The sequence below is a fragment of the Lysinibacillus sp. F12 genome (genome assembly GCF_057773605.1).
The window spans coordinates 438,999-464,095 of sequence record NZ_JBYMLP010000002.1; the positions used below are offsets into that span (position 1 = coordinate 438,999).

The window sequence follows — 25,097 nt, forward strand, 5'->3', positions numbered from 1 at the left end:
GGTTTGTCCATAACAAGAAAAAGAGAAATCGAAGTCCGATTCCTCTTTTTTATCTGCTAATGATCATTTTGTTGCATAGACTGAAACAAAATTTTATATTCAAAAATGGAGACTCGAAAAAAGGACATTCATTCATTTGATTAAATAAAGTAAAGCCGTTGATTTCCACTATGGGCGGACGCTTTCCGCGGGCGGGGTCGAGCTGCTTCCCTCGCTTCGCTCAGTCCAGGATCTCGACTTTCCCGCTTTTCCCACTGGAGTCACCGCCCTTCGTTCCCATCAACTTCTACATAAAGTACCCCATCTACATAGGTAAATTTTTGAGAAACATCGAAACTTTTGAATGGTGCGAAGTGTCCAAGCCTTTCCCAATGTATAGAAAGTAAGAATCACAAAAAGCTCATTCAACGCCATATTGGAGAACTGTATGTGGAGGAAGCTGAACATTTACGCCATTCCTATGACATCAAACAAATTTATGCAAGCGTAAAGAAACGATTGAGCATGTCTTTGCCGATGCAAAGGAAAAGCATGGTATGCGATGGACAACCTAGAGGTCTGAAAAAATTGTCCATGTAGGCGATGCTTACTCTCTTGCTACCATGAATTTAAAGAAACTAGCTACTTGGACGTGGCTGGCGGCTTCAAAGAGTTGTTATACTTGAAGAGTCTGTTTTATGGGATATCAAATTACCATTTTTAAACATAATGAAAGAAAAAAAGTGACAAAAGGAATCGAGTGTGAACTTCTCAATTCCTTTTGTCGACAGTCTGAAAGGACTTTAATTCATTTACTATATTATTTTAATCTGACAGCTGTGCCATATACTAATACTTCTGATGTACCATCCATCACGGAAGACGTTGCATAACGAACGCCAACAACAGCATCTGCGCCTAATTGTTTGGCCTCTTCCTCCATTGCCTGTGTGGCTATTTCACGGGAGCGCACTAACATTTCAGCATACTCTTTCATCTCTCCGCCCACAATATTTCGAAGTCCAGCCATCATATCACGCCCAATGTTTCTTGACTGCACAGAATTCCCCTTCACTAAACCTAATGTTTCAATCACTTCTTTTCCAGCTACAACATCTGACGTTGCTAATAGCATCATTATTCCTCCTCGTGTTACAATTTTTGTATAGCTTCCACAGCCTCTTCAATAGAAGATGTAATAACCCCGTTACGTTTAATTAAACCAATTACAAATAAATTACGGTAGACAAACTGATTCTCAAGCCCATCTCGTACCAATGCCTCTATTTTTTGCATATTATCTCGTCCTTGTTGGCGAACATCTGTCAGTACACCAATAATAGGACGATTCAGCATGGAGAACGCCCCAATTTCCGCAGCCACACCAGAATCAATCTCAACCCCATCTAATACGGCAATTAATACATCACTATTTTGTAGCATCTCTAAGTCTGCCTGAGCAATTGCTAAACTATCCGCGTAAGCCGATTTATCATTGATGGCATCATTCTCCTGCGGAACATATAAGGCAATGTCTGGTACTGCTTCACGAATTGCTGCTGCTAGTTGTTCATTTACTAAACGATCTCCTAAAGAAAATAATCCATTTGCTAAATATGCTTTCATGTTGAACTCCTCAATCTATTGTTTTTTCGAAAATGATTTTATGTCTTCCCTTTTTATCCACAAATGTTGAAGTAATATCAAAACCATGCTTAAGATTGGCAATGAGCATAGCTTTGCGAGTATTCCTGCCATATGTACGAACCTTGTTAAAGCCTAATGCTTTAATATGTTCATGCTGTTTTTTCATTAATTTTCCAGCAATCCCCTGACCTCTCTTTGTGAAATGAACACCACCCAACCAGCTATAAAATACACCATCGGGATGTGGATATCCTAGTTTAAAGCCGATTACATGTGCATCCTCTACCGCCAGGAGGCAAAGAAGGCCATTTTTCATCGCTAGCTTTTCAGCAGTTAGTATAGCACCATCAAAGACATGGGCATGTAGTTCTTGCAAGGACTCGAGCCAATCATAGGGTAGACCTTCTATCGCTACAATATACATGTTCATCACCTCTATCTGTTTGATAGTATAACAGAAATATTTTATCTTCGTGATGCTTGAACAAATAGTGTGAGAGCAAGAATGGTTTGATCTCTATGTATTTAACGCAAATCGATACTATTCGATTCCTTATTTGAAGGTCTATGTTATTGCTCTTGCTGGAAGTTAGTTGATTTCAGCTAATAATTCCTTATAATAGAAAGATATCATCCATCCACAACATCACTAGAGGTGTATTTTTATGTATTTTGGCATTATTCCACTAATTCTATTTTTCATTTTTCTCTTTTCTTATTGGAAAGATCCGAGAAAGATGATCAACGGACTACTATTTAATATGTTTGTCTGTTCATTTCTGTTATTCTGCTTTATTGTTTCCTTTTCATCTGATTTTTACTTTTTAAGAATGGCTGTCGTTATTCCACTAATTGCCCTATTTCTTCTCATCCCCTTTGCAATTATTGCTTTAATGTTCGGTCTGTTTTTAAATGCTAGAGTATTAATGAAACGGGAAGGTAGACGCTTGGCTAATTCTTTAACCTTGCTAGTGGCTCTTGGTATTTTATTATTTATCCTGCTACCGATTATCTATCCTGCTAGCTTGTTTTCAAGCCATCTCCAACCGATATTTGCTGGAGTATCCCTTATTACGTTTTATTTCTTTATCCATTTATCTAATTTCTTATCAGCTTATTTTCTATACCAATTTAATCGCCCCAAGTATAATCAAGATTTTATCATTGTGCTGGGGAGTGGCTTAATTAATGACAAGGTGCCGCCCCTGTTAGCTAGCCGCATTCAAAAAGCAATCGATTTCTATCATAAACAAGCAACAGTGAGCACCCCTCCTACCATCATCTTTTCTGGTGGTCAAGGATCTGATGAAAATTTACCAGAGGCAGAGGCCATGCAAAGGTATGCAATTGAAAAAGGCATTCCTATTGAGCATACGCTACAAGAAAATCGTTCTGTTAATACGTATCAAAACATGTTATTTTCGAAACAAATCATGGACGATATCAAACAAGGCGAAGCATATAACAGTATCTTTACAACAAATAATTTTCACTTGTTCCGTGCAGGAATTTATGCCAGACTTGCTGGCTTAAACAGTCAGGGCATTGGATCGAAAACAGCCTTTTACTATTGGCCAAATGCCATGATTCGTGAATATGTGGCAATTGTTGTTTTAGAACGGAAACGACATATGAAATTGATCGCCCCAATTATTATTATTTCCATCTTATTTGCCCTATTCAGCTTTTTCTTTGTCTAATCTGTTGAAAGGATTCCATACACTATCGTGTTCGAATCCTTTCATGGTGTTTTCATACTAAGCACCTCTGCACGTTGTGAAAAAACAATGTATATGTGTAGGACAGAGCCTAAAAAGTAGAGTCATCATTGTCCTCCAAAGCCTATATCTTAATAGAAATTACAAGTAAAAGGCATTTACTATCATTCCTTTTGTTGCAAACGGCTAATATCGAGCTCGATTCTCTGTATGAGATAGGCAAGATTAGATGACCATTCAAGCCAATTCTCAGACTCACGCCATAGTTCTATAATTTCTCTCTCTCCGTATTGATCTGGCATCTCATCCCGAATGTCTTTTAAATAGTTTAAAATAAATGCCAAGGAGTCTTCGTCTGCCATCAGTTGTTTTTGTGAATGGATGCTTTTATGACCACAAAATTCCCCATTATCAAGATAATCTATATACAACTCGGCTAACGCCATTGCACTAACATCATAGAAAAAGTCAACATCCTCTATGGTCTCCCCAAAAAATCCTTTACTTTTCATTTTCTGTACAATGTTCGATAATGGAATATACGTTAATTCTTGATGATGTTCTATATAATCCCGTACCATGCCAACTACATCTAATCCTTCATCACTTTCCAATGCTTTATAGCCCCATGCGCCCATCCTGTCGCACCTCGCCCTTCATATAGGATTTTAGTGCTTGTTAAGCTAATGAAGCCGTCATGAAAAAGAGCCACGGCAAACAATCAACTTCTGAGCACTCTATAATCATTGCAAAAAAAGCTTCTTTTTATAGATAAGAGCCAAAATAAAATTTCACTTTTTCCTCTGAATAACCGTCCTGTCCTCTCCAAGTTGCCATAGCCAAAAAATCTGTTCCCCGTCCGCGTTCCTTGCGATAATCATCTGTCGATACTAATAGGCCAGCATACCCCCATATTTCCATAACTGCATCTCTTTCATATTGGTTGGACTTAAAAACATCCTTCCAACGCTTTTCTAATTGTCTGGCAGCATCCGTATCTTTACAGGACTTTATAGCCTCTAGCATCTGTTTGACAATCTCTATATCTGCCGCACAAACTATCAATGACTCTTGTTCTTTGATTAAACATTCTAGATCGAGCAAACAATACACTAGCCAATTTAAGCGAACACCTCCCCACTTCACTCGTTCAAAATTAAGGACATTGACATCTTCGTTAATATAATCTTCATTCGACATTAATTTATGTTCGTTACAAAAGCCACAGGCACTATAGGATACCAGCTCTTCCGGCCGCTCATGATACGTATGGATCGGTAGTTGTGCAGTTAGAGCCCAGCTTGATAACGCACTCCGTAAATATACTTTACGTGTTGAGAGACTGTGCAAAAATGCCCTCACTACAAGATCCTTAGTTATCACTTCATCATGAAGCTTTCGGAGTCTTTGTATACACTCATCATGGGAAATCGTTAAGCGATCAAACATTAGCCCCATCCTTTTCGCATACTGAAAATCTTCCTCTGTATACGTGTATTCCCCGTCTCTCCATCTACCAGATTGCCAATATGTTTGCATTAAAATTTTCTTTGCCTTTTGATCCATTAAAAACCTCCTCCTACTAAAGACCTAACTTGACCTTTAGTTTTTCCGCCATCTCTCTCCACGGCTGCTTCCAAGGTGAACCCTCAAGTTCATCTTCTGTTTGCGCCAGCCAATAATCACCCTCCATTAGCTCAAATATTTCCATAAAGGTGATCACCGTACATACTGGATTGTTGAATGCTGCTATCATCGGCTCTGGCCCATCATCCCAGTTGTAACGATTGACTATGGCATGCAAAATAATAGACGATGAAACTTCGCTAATGTGTTGACAAATCTTATTGAGATTTTCTTCATATAGGATGGTATCTACTTGTCGTTGCTCTTCCGAATTCAAGGTCAATCTGATGGCACCAGGTGTATCCAACAGTAAATCGGCTATTTCGCTATGCGCTCTTGCAGCATACCAGGCAGTCGCTGTCATTCCTTCTGGATCCTGTAAAGAAACCCCTCTGGTAAGCAGTAATGAAATAACTTCTTTTTGCTTAAATTTCACAGCTTTTTTGAGTGCTGTATCACCCAGCCTATCTTGTACCTCCAAGTCAATATTTTGCGCTAGCAGGAGCTCAATCCCTTCCGTTGTCATTCGGTTTGTGATAAATAGCATTAACGGTGTTCTTCCTCGCGCGTCGCGTTCATTTACATCAAGCTTGTTCACAGCATCTCGCACCATCTCCAGATTGTTGGATTTGCTAACCTCCGCCCATCCCATTTGGTTTTCCCTCCTAAGTGATCCATTTTTGTAATTTCTCAAGCTCCTCCTTCCTATCAGAGGTTTCTTGTTTAATATGCTGAGCAAGCTTCTTAGCACCGCCAAATAATTGGTACAAAACAAATTCACGCTCATAGCTTTCTTTATTTTCTAATTCCTGAACGAGCGCCTTTAGCAGGTCTACTTTCATCATTTCAATCCCTTTTAGCGGTTTTGCTGATTCATTGGCACCAAGAAGAATGGACACGAGCACAGGAATAAACTCAACCGATAAGCCATGAGCTTCAATAAAAGCCTCCCCATAGGAATCCTGCACGGACTGATGTTCAGAATCGACGAGGGTCATGTAGCTTTGCACAAGCTGAAAATAATCCTTACTGTATAGCCCTAATCCCAAAATCGCATAGGTTCCAGGCATGGCTGATTTTTCACTTGGCTCTACATCCTGGTACCATGCATATTCCTCCATCGCCACTTGTGCATAGTCTGCTAATAAAGGAAAAAGGCTAGGATAGGATAGGCAATTAGCAAAAAACTGATGGAGCTTTGATTTGGCTAGCTTTTTTAGTGGAAGAAAATTTTTCACTTTTGTTTTTAACATCATTTTATAGCTCTTTGGAAAGCCTTCCTGTAAAAGATGAATGATATAATGAAGTGCTTCACGATAAGCCGCTTCTTCTTCCTTTTTTATTCGTATATCTATAGTTTGCAAAATATCATTTGCTGCGCCCTCAAAAAAATCACTTTTGCGCTTACTTTCAAAACGTCCGCTTCCTTTTTGTAAATACTCCGTTGCCTGCTGTGAGCCAAGCTGTTTAGCAAGGTGGAGGTATTCTAAACGAGTAGCTGGTTCTTTATAACCGATTTTGACCGCCACATAAAGAAAGAAATCTAGCTTTTTCTTCTCCATATAAGGTTCTATTTCTTCATTTTTAAGTATCCACTCATTGCTATAATCACTTGTTTGCTGAAAATAGCCCTTTAAAAAATGGTCTTCTGCCCATTGTTTAAAAGCATTTGTAAAATAATAGTTCCACTTTTCTAAACGCTCTTTATTCGCCAGATGTTTTTCCTGTAGCTGACGAATAATTGGTTCGATTTCCTCTGCTGTTTGTTGAAAAAAATGGGGATTGACTAAATGCTGTGCTAAGAAAAACTCATCATTGTCACTTGGACGCACAGGAAGCGCTGCCATCACCTTCTTTTCAAGAAAAGATGCTAACTCTTGTTTCATTAACGCTAGTTTCTGATGATTAAGAAGCTCCTTTTGAAACCGCCACTTAGTCTCACCAAACTCACTTTCAAGCATCACTTGAAAGTGGTAATCAAAAAATCGGGGTCCATATGGCTGTGACTGAAACATTTGCTCCATTTTTGTACATAAAGCCGAAAAAAGATCCTCAGCATAGTTATGTTCTATAATTTCCTGTATGTATGTCCCTGCATTTACCTTATAAGCACTATCACTCCAGCTAAATGGTTCATAGATATCTATACAAATAGTCCCATATTGACTGTTTCCTTTTTTCCATGTGACTTTTAAATAATTAAAGATACCTGCTTGTAATCGGCTTTGATGTTGAATACCTTCAAGACGCTGACTTTCTTGCTGATAAACGGTGGTAAGTTGATCCCACACATCCGCTAAAAAATATTCTATAGATGGCTGCATATGCTTCACCCTTTCTTAGAGAAAAATCTCTCGCCAAAAATTATTTAGCGAGAGATTACCTTATCCGATTGTTTTCACAACCGCTCCTTCTTGATCTTTTATATATGTTTTCATAATTTCAAAACTGACATCTTTTAAAGAAGATATGGCAAATTGTTTTTCTAGCGGTACTAACTTTTGACTTAACTCCTCAACCGCCTCTTTATTCAAGGTAATGGTAATTTCCTGTTCATTTTGCTGATAGTCTACTAGATTATCTGGTTTAAATACGATAGTTAACTCTTGACCGACTAAGCTAAGATTCCTGTCCTTTAAAATCCGTCCACGTAATAATTTGCCAATGACATCCGCCTGTTTCGCTCCTAATTGAACAACATTGGATTGTTTGTTAAACCAGCCCTTTTTCCCTGCTTGCCAAGCCAGTTGATCAACAAATAAAAAACCTGTACTTGATCCATCTTCCATCATTCCTTGCTCAACCGCCTCTACAATTTCAGGGTTACCTAAAAGTGAGGAGCGTGTTAAGTCAGTAACATAGCTTGGAATGTGGTTGATGCCCGCCTGTAGCACACCGAGTGTTTTCCATGTCTGCATCGCTTCTAGTTCATCCTCTGTAATACCGACCATTTGGATAAACTCCACCCTGCCATTCGGCGTATCCATTTCAGCAAGTTGAGGATCATGCGTAAAGGCTAGCGCTGTTAATTGTGTATCAGCATCCAGACAGATGGGACCATTAGCATCCAAATAATCACCTGCTCTAAAAACATTCCCACTATTAAAAACATATCTCCCCATATTCTGTAATAAATTCAACGCCCACGCTGGGGGCTCCTCTTCATCTTCACTGCGCACTAAGCGAAACGTCAATTCAAATCCATAGCCACTATAGTCTTTATTCTCAAGCTCTTTTTCATATAACTCCGAGAATCCATATGTGACAAAGTGCCAATGTGGAACCGGTGTTTCACTTTTATAGGCACTTATACCATCCAAAGGATCTTGTCCACCTAAAGAATAAGGAATCATAGTGCCGTAATGCTTTGGCCCCTGTTCCCCATACACCTGTGATACTGCTTCATCAATCGCATCCCAGCCTACCGTAACCTCTTCACTCATCTACGTATCCTCCTTGCAGCTGCCACTATCAGCTCTACTAACCTAATTATTATGATACCAATTTTATGGTAGCCAATTAACAGCAATAGGACTCATTTTTACCTTCCGTGCAACTAGGTTTATTTTCATTCCGTACGAGGAAAATATTACTAACGCAAAAAATCAGGCCATCTTCTCGATACCCAAAAAGATTGCCTGAATAACCTACTATTCTGACATTTTAATATATACGTTTTATCAATCGAAAGATGTTAGCCATACATCATAACTGGCTCACGTACAACATGTAAATAGTCTGCCAGTTTCCCAGCAAATACTTGCTCTAAGTATGGTAATTGAGCTAGGCAGTGAGGTGTCATTAATGCTGGATTTTGGTAAATCTTTAAACCTCCAACTTTTAATAGCGTGGCTACAAACTGGGAACAAAAATAGGCGCGTTCTCTTCTTACTTCCTTCTGCATCATCACACCAAAAAGCCCGATAAAGTTGTATTTATAACGATCTCGATTCCAATACATATAACGCACGATTTTAGCCATTTCTAAATATTGATAATGAGAAATTCTACAACGATAAATGACACAATCCGCTGACTCAAATAGCCCTCTTTCAGCATCCTCTCGCAAAAAACCACCACTTAAAGGATTGTTTAATTGCCTACGTCCAAAGCTAAACATTTCGTATAGCCCCTCATCAAATGCAATTGATGCATGATTCATCTCTCTACCAGTATACATACCTATCGCTTTCGATAATAATGTCCCTGTTTTAGTTAATACTATGTAAATCGTATGTGCCATTCCTTCACCTACTCCAATATTCTTTCTACAACTACCAATACGTTTTAAAACTTCAAATGGTTTCGTGAATTTCCTTTTTTTATAAGTATATACTATTAATCTTAAATATTTCCTTAGCAGAACCTGAAGAATTTCTTAAGATTTAGGTTTGTTTGCTAGTAAGTTGAGGAACTATGATGATATCAACGTTCTAAGAAATCAACTTTTGGACTACCTTTATATATATGCCTTTAATTGTATTCATATGTGGGGTACAAATGGGGTACAGAAGATTTTTTGCTGGGGTTACTTGGAGTACTGAAAAATAGACGGACAGGTAACTAAGAACAATAAAAACATAATATCTAATTTTTTTATGTACTTATTACCAACTAACAGCTTAGAAGCTGCCGTACCTATTTTATCCATTAATTTAAGCTTATATAAGGCTATTAAAATAACAGTTTTGATTACTTCAGTATTTAAATTTGTTTGTGTTATCTACTTATCTAGTTTTATATCAACTTGGGCAAATAGTAATGTCTTGCTGACAACACCTATCAGTATTGATACAATTTTATTGTATTGCCACCATGTAATGGAAAAGAGGAAAGCAGTCTCACACTTCAGTGTGCCCCAAAATGATTCGGTTGGTCCGTTATCAATACATCGACCAAAACGGGACATACTTTGTGCCATATTGGCTGTTTCCACAATTCGCTTAAATTCCTTCGATGTATATTGAAAACCTCGATCACTATGTATTAATGGCTGATTGTAATGATTGAATAGCTGATTTTATTGTTTTGAAAACAAGGGAATTATTATTCGAATGACCTAACACAAAACTCACAATTAAACGTGAATGCTCGATTTAATACGTTCTCAGCCACATGATGTACAGGGGATTTATGATAAGGCTTGCGCTTTCTACGAATAACAGACTTCAATACTCATTCCTTTACCTGAATCTTTCAAATGACTAGTATACTTTTTTACCCAGCTTTTTAAAACGGAGGTACTGCTAATCTCGTATTTCGCCAACACCTCCATCTGTGAATAATTTCGTTGAATGTAGTCCTCCACAGCTGCTAATTTTAACTCTTTTGAATAGAACTTACATGAAGTAGCTTCTTGTAATCCTTCACGTCCACCTCCTCAAATTTCATTTTCCATCTATGAAAAGTTTGATGATTTAATGAAAATTTTTCACACAATTCGTTGATAGAATAGTGACCTTCTTCAAACAATTGAAGGTTATGTAGTTTTAACTCGAATGGATGTTTGCTTCGCCCCATAAAAAATACTCCCCTTAGATAAACAGATTTTATTTTTTCATCTGTCTACCTAATAGGGAGCATATACAATTGAGCGCCTGGTCTTTATTTTGGTGACTTATTAATAATTCTGTAGCTACTTAATGAAAACAATAGAAATGGAGCTCACCTATACAACAGGTGCAGATATCAACTCATAACATTTGCTTGGTTTAACTGTTTTATATCTTGTTTACGATCCCACTCGAAGGTAATTAGCTCTTTGCCATTCAAATCTTCATTCATTAAAGAAACAGCTGAGATTCGGCTATTATCATAAAGCTTGAAGTAATAGTTTTTACTTTGTGCACACATAGTAGCCGTGTAAATCGTATAGTCTGTTTTCCCTTCTTTTGTCATGACAACTCCTTTCGGGATATTAACAGAAGATAGAATGTGGAACAAGTTTGTCACACCTTCTGTTTCATTTTTCGCTTGTTGCGTATATTTCTTCCAATAAGCCACGCGAAGAAAGCGTGCAGATGGTGTGAAATCACCTGGTAATCCCAATCCACCTGCCCCTTGTCCAAACGGTGTTAATTCAAACTCTCCCATTGTAATGTCTTCTGGTGGATTAGGAGTGACACCGATGTAAGCTCTTAAGTTTGTCTGATGCCATTCATAACCAGGGCTATTTGTCATGACCCCAATCGTTGGTCGATGAATGGTAATTCCTGTTTTATCTGGTTCAATCACAATCGATTCACCAGTAGAGTCTGTAAATGTATAATGAAGGGGTGGTGCAAAGCCAAGTATTTCGTTTGGTTCATTTAATAATGTAAATGAGGCTAATTTCTCTACGACATCATTGATTGTTGCGCAGCTTCCTAATACTTGTGAAACGACGTAAACCGGATTAATGCCTCTTGAGCCTTCTTTCGGTTCGTCCGCATAGGTCGCAAAAGTTGCATAGTATAGCATAGCACCCATCAATCCTTTTTCGTTCACCCCATCATAGAGAACTGGTGATGAGATGTCAGTACTTCCCATTCCGACAAATGCATATGGATTTTTGATTACCTTATTATCTTTCTCTAACAATCGAATTCCATAATTACGTGGCACAATAATCACTTTACTATCTGGTTCCATTGTAAAATCCATTGTACGAGCGAATAAACTTTTCTCATCAGTTGTGTGAATTGATAAACTACTGCAGCCTAACATAAAAACACTCCTTTGAAAAAAATAATTTAATCTAACGGAATTATTTTTAGATTAACTAGTAAATCTTCATCTAAACAATTAGCATCGCTAGAAGTTACAAAGTACATTTTTACTATAGTATTTGGAACATATTCAACTTTTGTTGCTATTCCGTTTCTAGATCAATTACATCCTATCATTACCAACAATGGTATATCAAGGTAAAATTAACGCCGGTTTTTTGGCGTTCTTCCCGTCATTTTTTGGCGTGTTTTTACAACACCTTTACAATCACCGCCACATAATGCCGTTTGTTACGCCATATTTTGGCGGTTCTTATATAAGAAAGCGATACTAAAGTTACATTATCAACGTTTATTAAACATATTGTTTGACCTTCATTACATTGTAGTAACTGTTCATTTTGTAATCATAAATTTACAATTTGTACTTAAATATCTATTGACATTATATTGACTTTCAGAAAATTAGAAAAAGGCGATTTATACCGAGCCATGAGGTTAAGATACCTTATGTAACTATCAACAAAAATTGGGAAATGACTGCTGAAGAAACTTCTTTCTGAAGTGTAGGCATTCTTTCAAAAGACACTTTTAAAGATTTTATTAAAAGAAATGCTGCTAGGGGTCTTAGTGGTTAAGCTATGAAACAAAACGAGGAGAATTAACTATAAAATTAGAAAATAAAGACTTTTAACCAAGATACTTCTACATTAAAAGGCGACATTTCCTACATATTAAACATGTATAAGGACCACCATTCATCCCCTGTCGATAGAAAAACAGAAAGAAACAACCAGACACAAAAAAACATAACAGCATTTATAACACAAAGGATTATTTCTATTATATCTTTCATGTTGCTCTCCTTATTTTTGCAACTTTACTTTGAAATTTAACATCCTTCTTCAATTAACTTGCTTCGTTTGTTTAAGTAGAAAAGGCTCTACTCCATGCATGAAGTAAGGCCTCGATTAGTTCAATTATTTTTTATACAGAAATTTAGAAATATTTTTTGTAAGCTCTTCATATGAAGAATTCTTTCCCCGCTGGTTATACCACTTTCGAATCGTTTCTACTAACCAAAACGGCACAGAATTTCCATCTATTAAATGATAGTATTGCTCATATCCTTTTTTTAAATGCTCCCATCGAAAATCATTACCTTTTAGTGTGTATTCAGAAACATCAATTATTTTTGCTCTTCCATTTTGTAGTAAAATATTTTTCAAATGGATATCACGAGGGTTAAGGCCCTTATTCCGAACATATTCTCTTGCATCCTCCACTTCATTTACAACCTGTTCTGGAATGTGAATACCTAGTAATATGCAGTCAAAGAGAGTTTTTCCTTCTTCGTAACTTAAAACAAGGAACTCGTCATATGAAGCAAAACACGTTGGAAAGAAAGGTGAATTTTGTAATATTCGGTAAACATCAGCTTCAACTTTTACTTTGTGTACTTTGTCCTTGGCATATATTTTAAATGCATAAGCTGGGGAGGAAAGTGACTGAAAAACAGCCGCATCTGTTCCGACACCTATACACTTCAAATCATTAGCTTCACCACTTATAGTTACTGGCTCGTTATTTGGATTTGAAAAAACTTTAATTTTAGAAAGAGAATCTATAGCTTTGTCCCAGTCGTTTTCCATATAATCTCCCCTTCATTAACATTGAAGAAAATTACAATACCCAATTACTTTAATAGTGGCTAAATGCTCAAGGGATATCATTTTCATCATTATTTTGAATACATATTCTTAGACTTTATTAGATTACTGACCATCAAACTTTGCTAATTCCTTTAAAGTGTAACATCCATTTGTTCTTTTACTAATTCGTTAGTTAAAGTACATTTCTTCACAATATTCAAATTAATTTCAAATAAACATTCAACAATAAAATCAGCTCTAAGAAAAACTAATGAGGTGATTTATATCAAACTTTATTATAAACGTTTATCTTTTTTTACAAAACTACATATGATTCAAATGTTACATATAGTATTTTCATTATATTCCGTCCTTTCTTAGGCTTACTAAATACGATGTAGTCCAATTCAGTGTCTCCTACAACTTTCTTATTTAAATTTTGAACAGCAGCATTAAGAGCATCACCAAGTCTTGAAGTATCTACGCTTTTAAACCTAGGAGCATTGGAATGATATCCCTTTTCTAATGACCGTTAAAAAAACTTAGTTGCTGCCTCAGTAATCTCACACAACGCTAGGTCTGTTTGTTGTGGGCTTTTAGCACAAAAACTTATCTCTACATTGACTGTAGAAAATCCGTGGTATTGAACCTTAGATTCGTTGGCTGTTAAACCTAACCATTCTACATGCTTCCAATCTGTTCTGCCTCGTCTATACTCTGGTAGCTTGCCATTCACCCTATAAATCGTATGGCAACGACCCTGAATATCCATTGATGCAATGCCCCAAAGCCTCGGTGCTTTTGATTTCCAAGTTCCGTAATGATAGTAGCCATCTTGAATCATCTTCATCCATTCCCATTCCTCGATTATCGCGAAACGCATGTTATTGAACATTTTAAAATGACTTTATGGAGAAAAATAGCGAAGGTAAGCTAAATGACTTTGTATTTGACTACTTCCAAAACATGAAATATACATAACGTGGTGTCGATACAGTAAAATTGTAAAATAAGTTGAAGAACAAATGAAGAACGCTCTTTTAAAGAAATAAATGATTAGCCACTAAACGAGTGGCCTTTTTAATAGAAACAACTATATAATTACTTGACTATATAGTTACTATACAGTCTAAAATTCTTGAGAAATCTATTTTTTAGGAGAGAAAAAGAATGCTAGATAGTATAAAATTAAGACCTTTAGAACGAGAAGATTTAAAATATGTTCATAAATTAAACAATGATTCTAAGATAATGTCATATTGGTTTGAAGAGCCCTATGAATCTTTTGTAGAGCTGCAAGATTTATTTGATAAACATATTCATAAACAAAGTGAAAGACGCTTTATTGTGGAAGATGAAAAGAAAATTATCGGGCTAGTTGAGCTAGTAGAGATTGACCTAATCCATCGTAACGCGGAATTCCAGATTATTATTGATCCTAACTTTCAAGGAAAAGGGTATGCTTTCACTGTTACTACACTCGCTATGAAATATGCTTTTAATAATTTAAATCTACACAAAGTTTATTTATTAGTCGATAAACAAAACGAAAAAGCTATTCATATTTATAAAAAAGCTGGATTTAGTATAGAGGGAGAACTTAGAGAGGAGTTTTTTACTGGTGGTTCTTATAGAGATGCTCTTCGTATGTGCATTTTTCAAAACGAGTTTCATAATAAAAAATCGTATGCTTAACTTATACATGTAAGATACTTTTATTATTTTAAATTTTAAAAAAGCCTTAGCTATTCTGAACTGAACACGATAAAGTAGACAGTTGAATAAGAGACCATTCTCTTCATTAAACAGCGATTAAATGACTACGGTTGCTGCGGGGGCACTGAAAAACTTACATTCCTATGACGGCTTAACTTTTTTAGATAAAAGTAAGGTACATTTTGGTTCAATCAAATAGATGTACCTTGTTTTTTGTCTATTCCTTCTTTTTCACATAGAAGTTTCAATATTCGTTTCAGATTGACGGCGAATATTGTTGCTCCTTGTATTTCTATGCCAAATAAGCCCGCTGTTTTAGCCGTAGCCCTGTAAATTTTTAAATTCATTATTTTTCGCTTCAATTATATCGTTCTTTCGCAAGTATTTTAAATTCATCCATTTCTTAAAAAATAATTGGTCTTTATGTTCCATAAATTTAATTCTGATAGAGTATGTTTTACTTTTGGCTTCTTCTTTATAGCACCTTCCACTTACATTTTTCTATGTCAAAGGAGTATGTTTCTGCTCTGCTTGATTAGCACCCTGATTTCATATCATCTTTCTATTTTAGACACAGGAAAAATCACTCATTATTTTGAGTAACTTTCATTTTTCACTTAATATTGTTTAGGTTCTTCTTTTGAAATAATTTTTATTCCTTCAGAATAATTTTTATTTCCCCCCCATCTATTGCACTGATACAAATGTTTATAGAAGATATTAGCCCCTACGATCTATGCCCACCTTTTATCCATCATTCTAAATACTCTTGAGCTAGTTTCTGGTTTTTATAGATTGCCATACCTGTTTTTAATTTTTTAAAACCCAATTTTTCATAAAAAGAATCATTTCCTGTTGTTGCGATTAATTGAATGCAAGAAACATCTTCTAACTGTTTAATGATGTCATTTAATAGAATTCGTGCAATGCCTCTTCCCTGGTAATCTTTATGAACAACAACATCGTAAATAGCAGCATTAAATACACCGTCAGAAAGGGCTCTACAAACACCAACAATTTTGTTGTCTTTTAATCCAATTACCATATGAGTACTGGCGTTGAAAACTTTTTTTATTATACCTTCGTCATGCTTCATCCATCCAACCGATTGATAAATATCTTTTAACATTGGTAGATCACTTTCTTCTAATTCATATTTAAGTTTAAGCAAAACCATTTTGATTCCCACATCCTCTTTGTATCTATTATTTTCATACCATTTAACATATAATACCATAATATAGAATGATATTTTTTAATGGTTGCATTCAGCAACTCTTTCATGCCACGTCCTTTTTACGATATTTTCCTTACCGCGCTTAATAGTTGATGCTGATAAAGCGATGTGTGAGGCTATCCAATGCTGTTTTTTCCATCTAATCACCCAGTTTAGAATTTGAACCTCTCTATCACCAGCAACCCTTTCTGAATCCTAAAGCATCTGCTGTATTCATTAGTATGCTTTCTTTTACGATAGGTTTAACATCCTAAATTAGGAAATGCTAATGACAAAGTCATTATCCAAAGGGCAAAACCCATTTCGAGCAGTAGCATTTGTACAACGGCGGCTATAATTAATAAGACTTTCCAAAATGAATTATAATGGAATATCTACTATATGGCCCTTTATCTTTTTTCTAAGTACCACACCCCTTTACTTTAGATAGCCAATAAAAATAATTTCCCGTATAAATATTAAATTAAAAGCCACTATAAAGTTGCGTAGTGCGCCACTACTTAAAGGAGCTACAGAGTTATTCATCCTCTGTGGCTTTTTTGTTTTATAATGTTAATCGCTAAACAGAAAGTGGTCCTGTAAATTTTTCATTTTTTCAAATTCTCCTTAAGCCATTTCCTCCTTTGGAAATGGCTCATTTTTTAAAGTTCCACCTATAAATCAGACCGTATCTTCATGCTATTCACCAGAATCATCTACCTAAAATGATATGGATTATAGCGAGTTATTTTTCTTCATCCTCCAGCGACTAATAATGAGGTCATTTCTCATGTTTCGAAACTTTATGCTCTAACTAAATGAACAGCTAGGAAAAATGTATTAAAGGTCTGCTTGTCTCTTGTTATCTTTCAGGCTAATATACAATGAGCCATTTGTTTGAATCTGGGCAAAATAAACATCCTCAATATTATGAACTTTTTGTTTTTTCAGCTTCTTCATAAGCCACTCTTCTGTTAATTCAAGTTCAACTATATTCTCATAAATAAGCTGGCCATCTGAAATAACCTCTGTTGGCAAGTATGTTGGAGGTGCAATGTTTGCATGTACATCTTGCTTAGTAGCTGCTTGTGCTGAAGTCTTTTGTAAAACGCTCAACTTACCATCAGTCTCCAGTATTGCAAATTGTATATCCTGGACAGAGAAAATTGCTTGCTCCCTTAACATCATTGTAAGTTCGTCCATATGCAACCGATTTTTCTTTAAAGCGAATTCTAGAATTCGGCCATTTTGAATGACAATCGTTGGTTTGTCATCAAATAGTACACGTGCTTTTTTAGATTTCAAAGAAATGATGGTTACTACAAATGTTAAAAAAGCCCACCAAATTAACGATATCATTCCATTCAAAAAAGGTGTTTCAGCTACTGCAGCAACCTGAGATGCTATTGAACCAATCGAAATACCGGTTATATAGTGGAAAAAAGTAAGTTGCCCAAGTTGTTTTTTTCCAAGGATTCGCGCCAAAATAAGTAGTGCAAAAAAAGAAAACAATGTTCTAACAGTCATTTCACCAAAATTAAGTGCAAAAAAGTGGTCCATACAATACTTAGCTCCTTAAAACGTTGTTGAATAATAGCATGTACAAGAAACTCCTTCTAATGCTAAATTTCCGACAATTTGTTTAATTCGAACTGTAGCGTGTGTGAGATGCTGCGGCTTTTAAATGTATAGGTAACTTTAATGTGTACAGATTAATATAAAGTAATAACAATCCTCAGCTGTCCACAATTTACAAAAAGTTACACCTTAATGTACATAAAAAGACATTCCTTCAAGGAATGTCTAAGCATTTATCTATAGATATCTAATAAATTTAATAGGTACATTTCAGTTTCATTGATCGAAAGCATTATTTCTTTATGCAGTTGATCCTCCATATTTTCCTCAGAAATAAACTGTAAGTATTTATTTACTTCCAAAAAGAATTTTTCAAACTCTTGTAAGAACTCATCAATTTTTTGATCGCCAGGTGTGACTGATAAATAAATAGTTTTGAATAAATTAAAGTCACTATATGCATTACTTAAAAAATAGATGGCCAATATTTTATCGCTCGTGACATATGATTTTACAAAGGTCAGATTTTGTTTTAATTTTTTCAATGAAGTTATAAGATTTGTAGTTTGTTTTAGCATATTAGCAGTATTACTATACATCTAATAAACACCTCCATTTTAATAATAAGCAAAAAATCACCAAATTGGAATAATATTCTGCATTTTTCATCTTTTAAATTACAAGATCTGCCATTCGATGATGGCATCTGTCCAAACACCAATGATCAGTAATACAAATACCCAGCCTACAAACTGAATGTAGACTTTTAATACTGGGCTATCTGCAAATCCTCTTGAAAAGGGGCTCACCTTTAAAACATCATGAGGATATTTCAACAATATATATGAAAAACTGCCAAAAATGAACGTTACCCATATAGCGGTCATGAACATGTCCAAGTTTCACTCCTAAACATCAAGATTCAACTATCACATACTTATTATATTTATCCCCCTACTCTCTTGTGCCATCGTTGCTAATGCCTGCATCCTCATTTAAAACAAAATAAAATGAGCTCGATCAAAACTTGAGCTCATAGATTCTTTTATCCTAATGGATAATAAGGTTCATAAATTGGATGCCAATAATATGGGGGTCTAACACCAATACTCGGTGTAAACCAGCTGTCATTTACATAATGAATGTTTAATGGATTTACGTTATTTTCTAGTAACCGTGTCACTTCTGGGAAAAATTCAATCTCCATGCTAACAATCCCCCTGCGATTATAGTCGTTTCCTTGCTTTAACATACGAAGGTAATCAATCATAGTATATGTTGAAAAGGAGGGATTGGTTATTAACAATCCAAGTGGCGGGCAAGCTAAAGATAACCAAGATTTAATGGAACAAATTCGTTTTTATCAAAAATGGTTTGAGAACAATAAAAAAGAAGATCCATACCCTCAATATCCTGTCTATGGAAAAATTACGCAATATAAAGAAGTACCCCTTACCCAACCCGAACAAAGGCAGCTTCGTCAACCTGGTCTCGAAAGCTTAATGGTGCCGAAGCCTATCATTGAAAACCCTCATTATAAAGGTAGTGGAAAATTAAAAGGGAAAGTTGCCCTTATTACTGGAAGTGATATTGGTATGGGTGCAGCTGCTGCGATTGCCTTTGCGAAAGAGGGGGCTGATGTAGCAATTGCTTATTTAGATGAGCATGAGGACGCTACTCGAACTAAAAATAGAATTGAGGAACTAGGAAAAAAATGTTTACTCCTTCCATGGGATTCTCCGTGAAAAAAAACAATGCGAAGATATTGTTTTTGAAACCATTCATACGCTTGGACGCTTAGATATATTATGTAACCATGTTGGCATTCAGTTTCAACAAAATGACCTGACTGACATTACAGATGAACAATTCGATGAAACGTTTAAACTTAATATTTATTCACACTTTTATACGACAAGAGCAGCCCTCCCTTATTTACAAGCTGGTAGCTCCATTATTGGTACCGCTTCAGTTGTAGCTTATGCTGGGGAGCCTTTATTAATCGATTACTCTGCAACAAAAGCAGCTATCGTCGGCTGGACTCGTTCTTTAGCAAAAAGCATTGCTAAAAAGCAGATTCGCGTCAATGCAATTGCCCCCGGTCGAATTTGGACACCACTGATCCCCTCCAGTTTTTCCTCTGACGAAAACGCATTACATGGAGGAAATCTTTTTAACCGAATGGCACAGCCCTTTGAGGTGGCCCCTACATTCGTTTATTTAGCATCGGATGATTCTAGACATGTAACGGGGCAAGTTTTACATGTGGATGGTGGAGAATCCACCCATTCGTAGCTCGGAAAGAAAACTCAGGCAACAATTAATCGTATGCTGAGTTTTTTTAATTTCTCTCTTCAAAGGTTTAAAAAAATATTTTAACAACTTTTCCTCTTTATTTCATTTACTTTTCAATTTATTGACAGTGGTTATGTTCATAACTACGACAACATACATTAATTGCGGGATAGCAACTTTAACATCGCCCCCAAGATGTTTTTGTACAACGCTATCCCAGCTTTACAGCGTAGTTTTTGGCGATCATACTACTCTTCTATCAGCTTTCTCTACGTTGTTATCCCTTCCGTAGTAAAGAATAGCTCAACATATCTCTACATTCGCCAGTCACACTTGGACATACATATTGTCTTAAATAGCTCTCTTCTTTAAAATTGAATTTGGTTAGTAACTGCTATATTTTCTTCAGCAACAATGGCTTGTATCCTCACCAGCCCTAACGCTATGCAAACATCATATATTCCCTCACTACTATCACCTCTCCGTTAACCAATAAATCAATTATTCCCATATCATATACACCCATAGATACAGGCGTAATTGATAGTCCGCTCTTAAAGTCATCCCTACCTAGGCATTACCCTATGCACCATCGACCATTACATTCATATAATTGTACTGAAGGGAGTGGCAATAGTGCCTTGGCAACATAAAATTTACTATTTAATTGGGCAACCGGTCGGTGTTTCGTTGACGAATGGGCAAGGGACATCTGGTGTTCTTTGTGGCGTTTCAGGTGGGAAGCTTCTTGTTCTCGAATATTTGTATCAAAGCCAATTTGCTTTAAAGCAATATGATTTTCATATGATTCAAGATGTTAATGGTTTTCCGCCTTGTCAAATGCGGCAGCCGTTATATTAAAAGTATGTTTCAGACTGTCGACAAAAGGAATTGAGAAGTTCACACTCGATTCCTTTTGTCATTTTTTTCTCTTTCATTATGTTTAAAAATGGTAATTTGATATCCAATAAAACAGACCCTTCAAGTATAACAACTCTTTGAAGCCGCCTGCCACGTCCAAGTAGCTAGTTTCTTTAAATTCATGGTAGCAAGAGAGTAAGTATCTCCTGCATGGATAATTTTTTCAGACCTCTAGGTTGTCCATCGCATACCATGCTTTTCCTTTGCATCGGCAAAGACATGCTCAATCGTTTCTTTACGCTTGCATAAATTTGTTTGATGTCATAGGAATGGCATAAATGTTCAGCTTCCTCCACATACAGTTCCCCAATATGGCGTTGAATGAGCTTTTTGTGATTCTTACTTTCTGTACATTGGGAAAGGCTTGGACACTTCGCACCATTCAAAGGTTTCGATGTTTCTCAAAAATTTACCTATGTAGATGGGGTACTTTATGTAGAAGTTGATGGGAACGAAGGGCGGTGACTCCAGCGGGAAAGCGGGAAAGACGAAATCTTGGACTGAGCGAAGCGAGGGAAGCAGCTCGACCCCGCCCGTAGTGGAAATCAACGGCTTTACTTTATTTCATTGAGTTTGTCTACAGTCTGAAACATTCGTGTAGGATGTTTGTTTGATGGCACCATTTTAATACTAGTTACTTGGATGATGATCGCTCCTCCATTTGAATCTTATACATACAATAGATAGGGAGAGAGGGGGTGTCCTTTGTGGGATACTGTGGAAATATAGGTAATTTTAATAACTATTGTGGCGGAAATGACGGCAATGGTAACAGTTCAACTTTCGTGCTAATCGTTGTACTATTTATTCTACTTATTATTGTTGGCGCAAGTTTCATTTGCTAATGGTCATCATCTTAAGGCTTTAGCTTCTGGTCATTTCTAATGATGAAGAAGCTCAAAGCCTTTTTTATTTCCCTCCCTCTCATGATATACCTATCATGAGATAAGCAAATTATATTTCTTATGCCATTGAAGATAGATAACTATATCCAATTGATAACTTAACATAATAATAGTATTGTAAAGTTCTTTCTACTTTACATGACACTCCTTTATTGGTTCTAGGGGTCACTTACATCCAAGTGGCCTCTTTTTGCATCCTTTACTCTATTATAGATTTTATAGAAATATCGTTTTAGTAGAGAGGAGGAAACAAATGGGAATTAATTTAAATTTCTGGTCCTTTATTTTATCTTTAGGTTGCATCTTATTATTTTTTCTGTCCGGTTCCTTAAAAGACTTTTTTGTTACCTATGTCCATCTTCACCCATTGACACTGACATTGTTATTGTCAATCGTATGTTTCTACCTAAGTGTTGTAGGAATGAAAGATGTCAGAAATTTAGCGACCTTGCTGAGAGGTATAGTGACAATGGCTTTAACACTGATTCTAATTGTGAGTGTTTCTTTTATTTTATTTTTTGGTAATTTATAGTGTAAAAGAACTCTGGCTCGCATGATGATTAAACAAGCTCCCTTGACGAACATTTGTTCTATATATACAATAATAAAAAAGGAGGCTTGTTTATGCAAGACACAATTAACATTGAATTAGTACATTTTTCAGAAGACTATGTAGAGCAGTTAAATGAGTTTGAATTGCCAGCAGAACAGCACCGATTTACTGCCTTACCAAAAGAGATTACAATCGAAAAAGTTGGACAGTACCCTATTGTGATTTTAAGTAATACAATACCTGTTGGTTTTTTCGTACTTCATGCCACTGAAAGAGTACAGGAATATTCTAGTAATCCTCAGGCGATGTTACTTACTGCTTTATCTATGGACCATAAACAGCAAGGAAAGGGTTATGCAAAAAAAGCAATGCTGTTACTGGCTGACTTTGTCAAACTTGAATTTAAAGAATTTAACGAAGTAGTGTTAGTGGTAAATCACAAGAACATCGCTGCGCAGAATTTGTATACCAACGTAGGTTTTGAAGATAATGGTGAAAGACGAATGGGACCAATTGGTGAGCAAATAGTGATGCAATTGCACCTATAAGGAGACAGTCACTCATTTGCGATGTTCAAATGAGTGACTTTGTCATCCGCTGGAATCGTACCATTCATACGATGATCTGCACGAATATCATTTACTTGATTTTGCATTAAATACCGTTATTGCCATCCACTTCTATATATGCAGCATAAATATGTTTCAATGCGATATGCTTCGTTGTTGTAATTGTTTCTAGCAGAAGCTCCAACTCGTTCATCCCTTTAATTATGCCACCATATTGTACAAAATTAGCCTCTTCCCAAATAGTTAACATAATATAGTTACGTTGCGATAATGCATGCGTGATGGTTTGCTGTAATTCCTCCAGTTCCCATTCTGCACGTTCCCTTGGCGGTTCTGTCAGTACCTCTTGTTTCCACTTTTTCAAAAGCATTAAATGCTCTGGAAGCATCATCGATGTCCATTTCATGGCTCCTCGATCTTTGATCAAATTGTCTCATCCTTTCTACTATGTTTCGGGGGACGTTTGCGAGAAAACTTCAACATTGAAAGTCATGGCTACTATGCTAAAATTTCCATTCCCCACAAAACAAAACATACGTTCCTTTTAGTATACGCACATACGTTCTTTAATAGCAGTGGTAATTTCATACAATTTCTCTAGCATGTGCTTGCGAGGAGTTCTAGACAAACGCTAGGCATTTGTATAAGTCTATAAACATTTCAATCATAATCTGTGATGATGATGAATATCACAATTTTAGTGAGAAAGGATGTAAGTATTAACACAAATGTCGATTATACATCGCCTTCTGCAGAGTTCACCTTTGATGTCAACAAAAGTACGCTTTTTAAAAAAGATGCACGAAATTACATTAATATTCTTGGTGTTGAGCAATTAAATACGTTAGAAAATACCTCTTTACTGGATATTTTTTTAAGCAAAGATAATGTTATTGAGCCACACTATCACCAAAATGCAGCTGAGCTTGTCTATTGTATTTCTGGTGCAGCAACGGTTTCCCTATTAAATCCCTTTACAAAAAAACTTCAAAACTACCCGATTAAGCCTGGGCAAGTAGCCAATATCCCACAGGGCTGGTGGCATTATGAGATTGCCACAGAAGATAACACCCATTTACTAGCTATTTTTGATGCTCCAACACCAGAGGTTATTTTAGGCTCCGATATATTGAAATTTACACCAGCGAATATAATGGCGCACACCTATTGTTTAGATGAGGAACAATGGAAGAAAACTATTGCACCGATTGTTCCATCTACTTACATTGGACCACCAAAAAGCTGTAATCGTGTAGAATCAGCAACTGATAATTCTTCGTGCACGCAAAAGAAGCCGAAACCATGCCAATACCCTTATCCATATCCATACCATTACCCTTCCCCACATATGTATCCGTATGGCACGTATTATTAAAATGCCCCTTGTATTAAACTTTTATTGTAAAAGATGAATAGAATGTCATAAACTGTTCCATCCTAATCTTAGATAAATACTAGGAGTTAGGAAGTGTCACAATAACGATGATAAATGACAATCTAGCATCATTACAGTTTAAGGAAATGTTTAGACTTTGGTCGCAGCTCGGTGTCAATCAAAGCTATATTGCCTCAAGCCATGGATTTTTTAATCATACCCGGGATAAAAAATTAAAGATTATGATTTTGGAATTTATTCAATGTTTAAAAGAGGAAAATAAACAGCTGACATTGTTATTAAAGGAAAATGGCGTGCTTGCCCCCACTCCAACTTTGGCATTCAGTAAAATGAAAATAACGGATATCCGTGGAAAATCCATCATTCATGATAGCGAAATTAGTGCCATTATATCTATGAATATTGCTTCCTCTTTAGTTGCTGTAAGCCAAGCATTGGAATTGTCAGTGAAGCAAAAGCACCTTGCCAAATATGGTGAACTCCATATGCGCTATGCTATACTTGGGTCTAAATTGATTGAACTCAGTAAGAATAAAGGCTGGCTACTAGCGCCAGCCCAATAAAAATGGCATGATGGATGATGCTAACCATCCATTACGTTGCACATTATTAAATCAAT

Annotated in this window: 26 protein-coding genes and 5 pseudogenes; 9 read left to right on the plus strand and 22 right to left on the minus strand. The window is 36.2% G+C overall.

Going from position 1 to position 25,097, the window contains the following annotated elements:
- Positions 1–348 precede the first annotated feature (348 nt).
- Positions 349–665: pseudogene (locus tag AC3CH7_RS09295) on the plus strand (transposase); the annotation flags it as partial.
- 134 nt (positions 666–799) lie between these two features.
- Here AC3CH7_RS09295 and AC3CH7_RS09300 read toward each other — a convergent pair.
- The 3 genes from AC3CH7_RS09300 to AC3CH7_RS09310 are packed head-to-tail and all read right to left on the minus strand — an operon-like array spanning position 800 to position 2,050.
- Positions 800–1,114: a YbjQ family protein gene (locus AC3CH7_RS09300; protein ID WP_025117383.1), complete on the minus strand. Its 315-nt coding sequence runs from the start codon at positions 1,112–1,114 to the stop codon at positions 800–802.
- 17 nt (positions 1,115–1,131) lie between these two features.
- Positions 1,132–1,605: a nucleoside 2-deoxyribosyltransferase gene (locus tag AC3CH7_RS09305; protein WP_031417905.1), complete on the minus strand. Its 474-nt coding sequence runs from the start codon at positions 1,603–1,605 to the stop codon at positions 1,132–1,134.
- A 10-nt stretch (positions 1,606–1,615) separates the two neighbouring features.
- Entirely contained in the window at positions 1,616–2,050 is a 435-nt protein-coding gene (locus tag AC3CH7_RS09310) for a GNAT family N-acetyltransferase (protein ID WP_416277611.1), read from the minus strand.
- A gap of 241 nt (positions 2,051–2,291) precedes the next feature.
- On the opposite strand from AC3CH7_RS09310, the gene AC3CH7_RS09315 reads away from it, so the two are divergent.
- Positions 2,292–3,326, plus strand: a complete 1,035-nt coding sequence (locus AC3CH7_RS09315) for a YdcF family protein (protein ID WP_031417906.1) — start codon at positions 2,292–2,294, stop codon at positions 3,324–3,326.
- Between the two features lie 182 nt (positions 3,327–3,508).
- Here the strand turns inward: AC3CH7_RS09315 and AC3CH7_RS09320 are convergent, their stop codons facing one another.
- The 11 genes and pseudogenes from AC3CH7_RS09320 to AC3CH7_RS09370 all read right to left on the minus strand — a co-directional run bounded on the left by AC3CH7_RS09320 (position 3,509) and on the right by AC3CH7_RS09370 (position 14,179).
- Positions 3,509–3,982: a DUF4259 domain-containing protein gene (locus AC3CH7_RS09320; protein WP_031417907.1), complete on the minus strand. Its 474-nt coding sequence runs from the start codon at positions 3,980–3,982 to the stop codon at positions 3,509–3,511.
- 127 nt (positions 3,983–4,109) lie between these two features.
- The gene (locus AC3CH7_RS09325) at positions 4,110–4,910 is read right to left on the minus strand and encodes a hypothetical protein (protein ID WP_488381703.1); all 801 of its coding nucleotides are present in this window, start codon (positions 4,908–4,910) and stop codon (positions 4,110–4,112) included.
- Positions 4,911–4,926: 16 nt separating this feature from the next.
- The gene (locus AC3CH7_RS09330) at positions 4,927–5,622 is read right to left on the minus strand and encodes a DUF4274 domain-containing protein (protein ID WP_488381704.1); all 696 of its coding nucleotides are present in this window, start codon (positions 5,620–5,622) and stop codon (positions 4,927–4,929) included.
- A 13-nt stretch (positions 5,623–5,635) separates the two neighbouring features.
- Complete coding sequence (locus AC3CH7_RS09335; RefSeq protein ID WP_488381705.1) at positions 5,636–7,294, minus strand: DUF6138 family protein; 1,659 nt, start codon at positions 7,292–7,294, stop codon at positions 5,636–5,638.
- A 60-nt stretch (positions 7,295–7,354) separates the two neighbouring features.
- A complete protein-coding gene (locus tag AC3CH7_RS09340) occupies positions 7,355–8,413 on the minus strand; it encodes a suppressor of fused domain protein (RefSeq protein WP_488381706.1) in 1,059 nt (352 codons plus the stop codon).
- A gap of 251 nt (positions 8,414–8,664) precedes the next feature.
- Complete coding sequence (locus AC3CH7_RS09345; protein ID WP_012294828.1) at positions 8,665–9,213, minus strand: hypothetical protein; 549 nt, start codon at positions 9,211–9,213, stop codon at positions 8,665–8,667.
- Positions 9,214–9,798: 585 nt separating this feature from the next.
- Positions 9,799–10,142 (minus strand): annotated as a pseudogene (locus tag AC3CH7_RS09350) (DDE-type integrase/transposase/recombinase); the annotation flags it as partial.
- Positions 10,143–10,289: 147 nt separating this feature from the next.
- Complete coding sequence (locus tag AC3CH7_RS09355; RefSeq protein WP_447402400.1) at positions 10,290–10,490, minus strand: transposase; 201 nt, start codon at positions 10,488–10,490, stop codon at positions 10,290–10,292.
- Positions 10,491–10,658: 168 nt separating this feature from the next.
- On the minus strand, positions 10,659–11,675 hold the full coding sequence (locus AC3CH7_RS09360; protein ID WP_012294830.1) for a choloylglycine hydrolase family protein: 1,017 nt from the start codon (positions 11,673–11,675) through the stop codon (positions 10,659–10,661).
- 982 nt (positions 11,676–12,657) lie between these two features.
- A complete protein-coding gene (locus AC3CH7_RS09365; RefSeq protein WP_012294831.1) occupies positions 12,658–13,329 on the minus strand; it encodes a serine/threonine protein kinase in 672 nt (223 codons plus the stop codon).
- A 532-nt stretch (positions 13,330–13,861) separates the two neighbouring features.
- On the minus strand, positions 13,862–14,179 hold the full coding sequence (locus tag AC3CH7_RS09370) for a hypothetical protein (protein ID WP_207889207.1): 318 nt from the start codon (positions 14,177–14,179) through the stop codon (positions 13,862–13,864).
- A 320-nt stretch (positions 14,180–14,499) separates the two neighbouring features.
- On the opposite strand from AC3CH7_RS09370, the gene speG reads away from it, so the two are divergent.
- Complete coding sequence (gene speG, locus AC3CH7_RS09375) at positions 14,500–15,024, plus strand: spermidine N1-acetyltransferase (RefSeq protein WP_036161962.1); 525 nt, start codon at positions 14,500–14,502, stop codon at positions 15,022–15,024.
- Positions 15,025–15,236: 212 nt separating this feature from the next.
- Here speG and AC3CH7_RS09380 read toward each other — a convergent pair.
- From AC3CH7_RS09380 to AC3CH7_RS09405, 6 genes and pseudogenes are all read right to left on the minus strand, one after another.
- A pseudogene (locus tag AC3CH7_RS09380) lies at positions 15,237–15,577 on the minus strand (hypothetical protein); the annotation flags it as partial.
- Between the two features lie 222 nt (positions 15,578–15,799).
- Entirely contained in the window at positions 15,800–16,222 is a 423-nt protein-coding gene (locus tag AC3CH7_RS09385; RefSeq protein WP_012294834.1) for a GNAT family N-acetyltransferase, read from the minus strand.
- A gap of 879 nt (positions 16,223–17,101) precedes the next feature.
- Entirely contained in the window at positions 17,102–17,821 is a 720-nt protein-coding gene (locus AC3CH7_RS09390) for a YetF domain-containing protein (protein ID WP_012294836.1), read from the minus strand.
- A gap of 251 nt (positions 17,822–18,072) precedes the next feature.
- Entirely contained in the window at positions 18,073–18,438 is a 366-nt protein-coding gene (locus AC3CH7_RS09395; RefSeq protein ID WP_488381707.1) for a hypothetical protein, read from the minus strand.
- 78 nt (positions 18,439–18,516) lie between these two features.
- Positions 18,517–18,732, minus strand: a complete 216-nt coding sequence (locus tag AC3CH7_RS09400) for a hypothetical protein (protein WP_036163962.1) — start codon at positions 18,730–18,732, stop codon at positions 18,517–18,519.
- Positions 18,733–18,884: 152 nt separating this feature from the next.
- Complete coding sequence (locus AC3CH7_RS09405; protein WP_012294839.1) at positions 18,885–19,046, minus strand: hypothetical protein; 162 nt, start codon at positions 19,044–19,046, stop codon at positions 18,885–18,887.
- A gap of 136 nt (positions 19,047–19,182) precedes the next feature.
- On the opposite strand from AC3CH7_RS09405, the pseudogene AC3CH7_RS09410 reads away from it, so the two are divergent.
- Positions 19,183–20,134: pseudogene (locus tag AC3CH7_RS09410) on the plus strand (SDR family oxidoreductase).
- 636 nt (positions 20,135–20,770) lie between these two features.
- Positions 20,771–20,995 carry a hypothetical protein gene (locus tag AC3CH7_RS09415; protein ID WP_031416148.1) on the plus strand — a complete coding sequence of 75 codons (225 nt, stop codon included), beginning with the start codon at positions 20,771–20,773 and terminating at the stop codon, positions 20,993–20,995.
- Positions 20,996–21,115: 120 nt separating this feature from the next.
- Here the strand turns inward: AC3CH7_RS09415 and AC3CH7_RS09420 are convergent.
- Positions 21,116–21,450, minus strand: a pseudogene (locus AC3CH7_RS09420) (transposase); the annotation flags it as partial.
- A gap of 312 nt (positions 21,451–21,762) precedes the next feature.
- Here AC3CH7_RS09420 and AC3CH7_RS09425 point away from each other — a divergent pair.
- Both AC3CH7_RS09425 and AC3CH7_RS09430 read left to right on the plus strand, forming a co-directional pair.
- Positions 21,763–21,900: a YjcZ family sporulation protein gene (locus AC3CH7_RS09425; protein ID WP_080695212.1), complete on the plus strand. Its 138-nt coding sequence runs from the start codon at positions 21,763–21,765 to the stop codon at positions 21,898–21,900.
- Positions 21,901–22,584: 684 nt separating this feature from the next.
- A complete protein-coding gene (locus tag AC3CH7_RS09430; protein WP_488381708.1) occupies positions 22,585–23,061 on the plus strand; it encodes a GNAT family N-acetyltransferase in 477 nt (158 codons plus the stop codon).
- A 106-nt stretch (positions 23,062–23,167) separates the two neighbouring features.
- On the opposite strand, the gene AC3CH7_RS09435 is transcribed toward AC3CH7_RS09430, so the two are convergent.
- Positions 23,168–23,509 (minus strand): YolD-like family protein, encoded by a 342-nt coding sequence (locus AC3CH7_RS09435; RefSeq protein ID WP_031417090.1) that lies wholly within the window; start codon positions 23,507–23,509, stop codon positions 23,168–23,170.
- Between the two features lie 249 nt (positions 23,510–23,758).
- Between AC3CH7_RS09435 and AC3CH7_RS09440 the strand changes: the two genes are divergently transcribed.
- Positions 23,759–24,457: a cupin domain-containing protein gene (locus tag AC3CH7_RS09440; protein ID WP_488381709.1), complete on the plus strand. Its 699-nt coding sequence runs from the start codon at positions 23,759–23,761 to the stop codon at positions 24,455–24,457.
- A 107-nt stretch (positions 24,458–24,564) separates the two neighbouring features.
- Positions 24,565–25,041, plus strand: a complete 477-nt coding sequence (locus AC3CH7_RS09445) for a DUF3231 family protein (protein WP_012294847.1) — start codon at positions 24,565–24,567, stop codon at positions 25,039–25,041.
- Positions 25,042–25,097 lie beyond the last annotated feature (56 nt).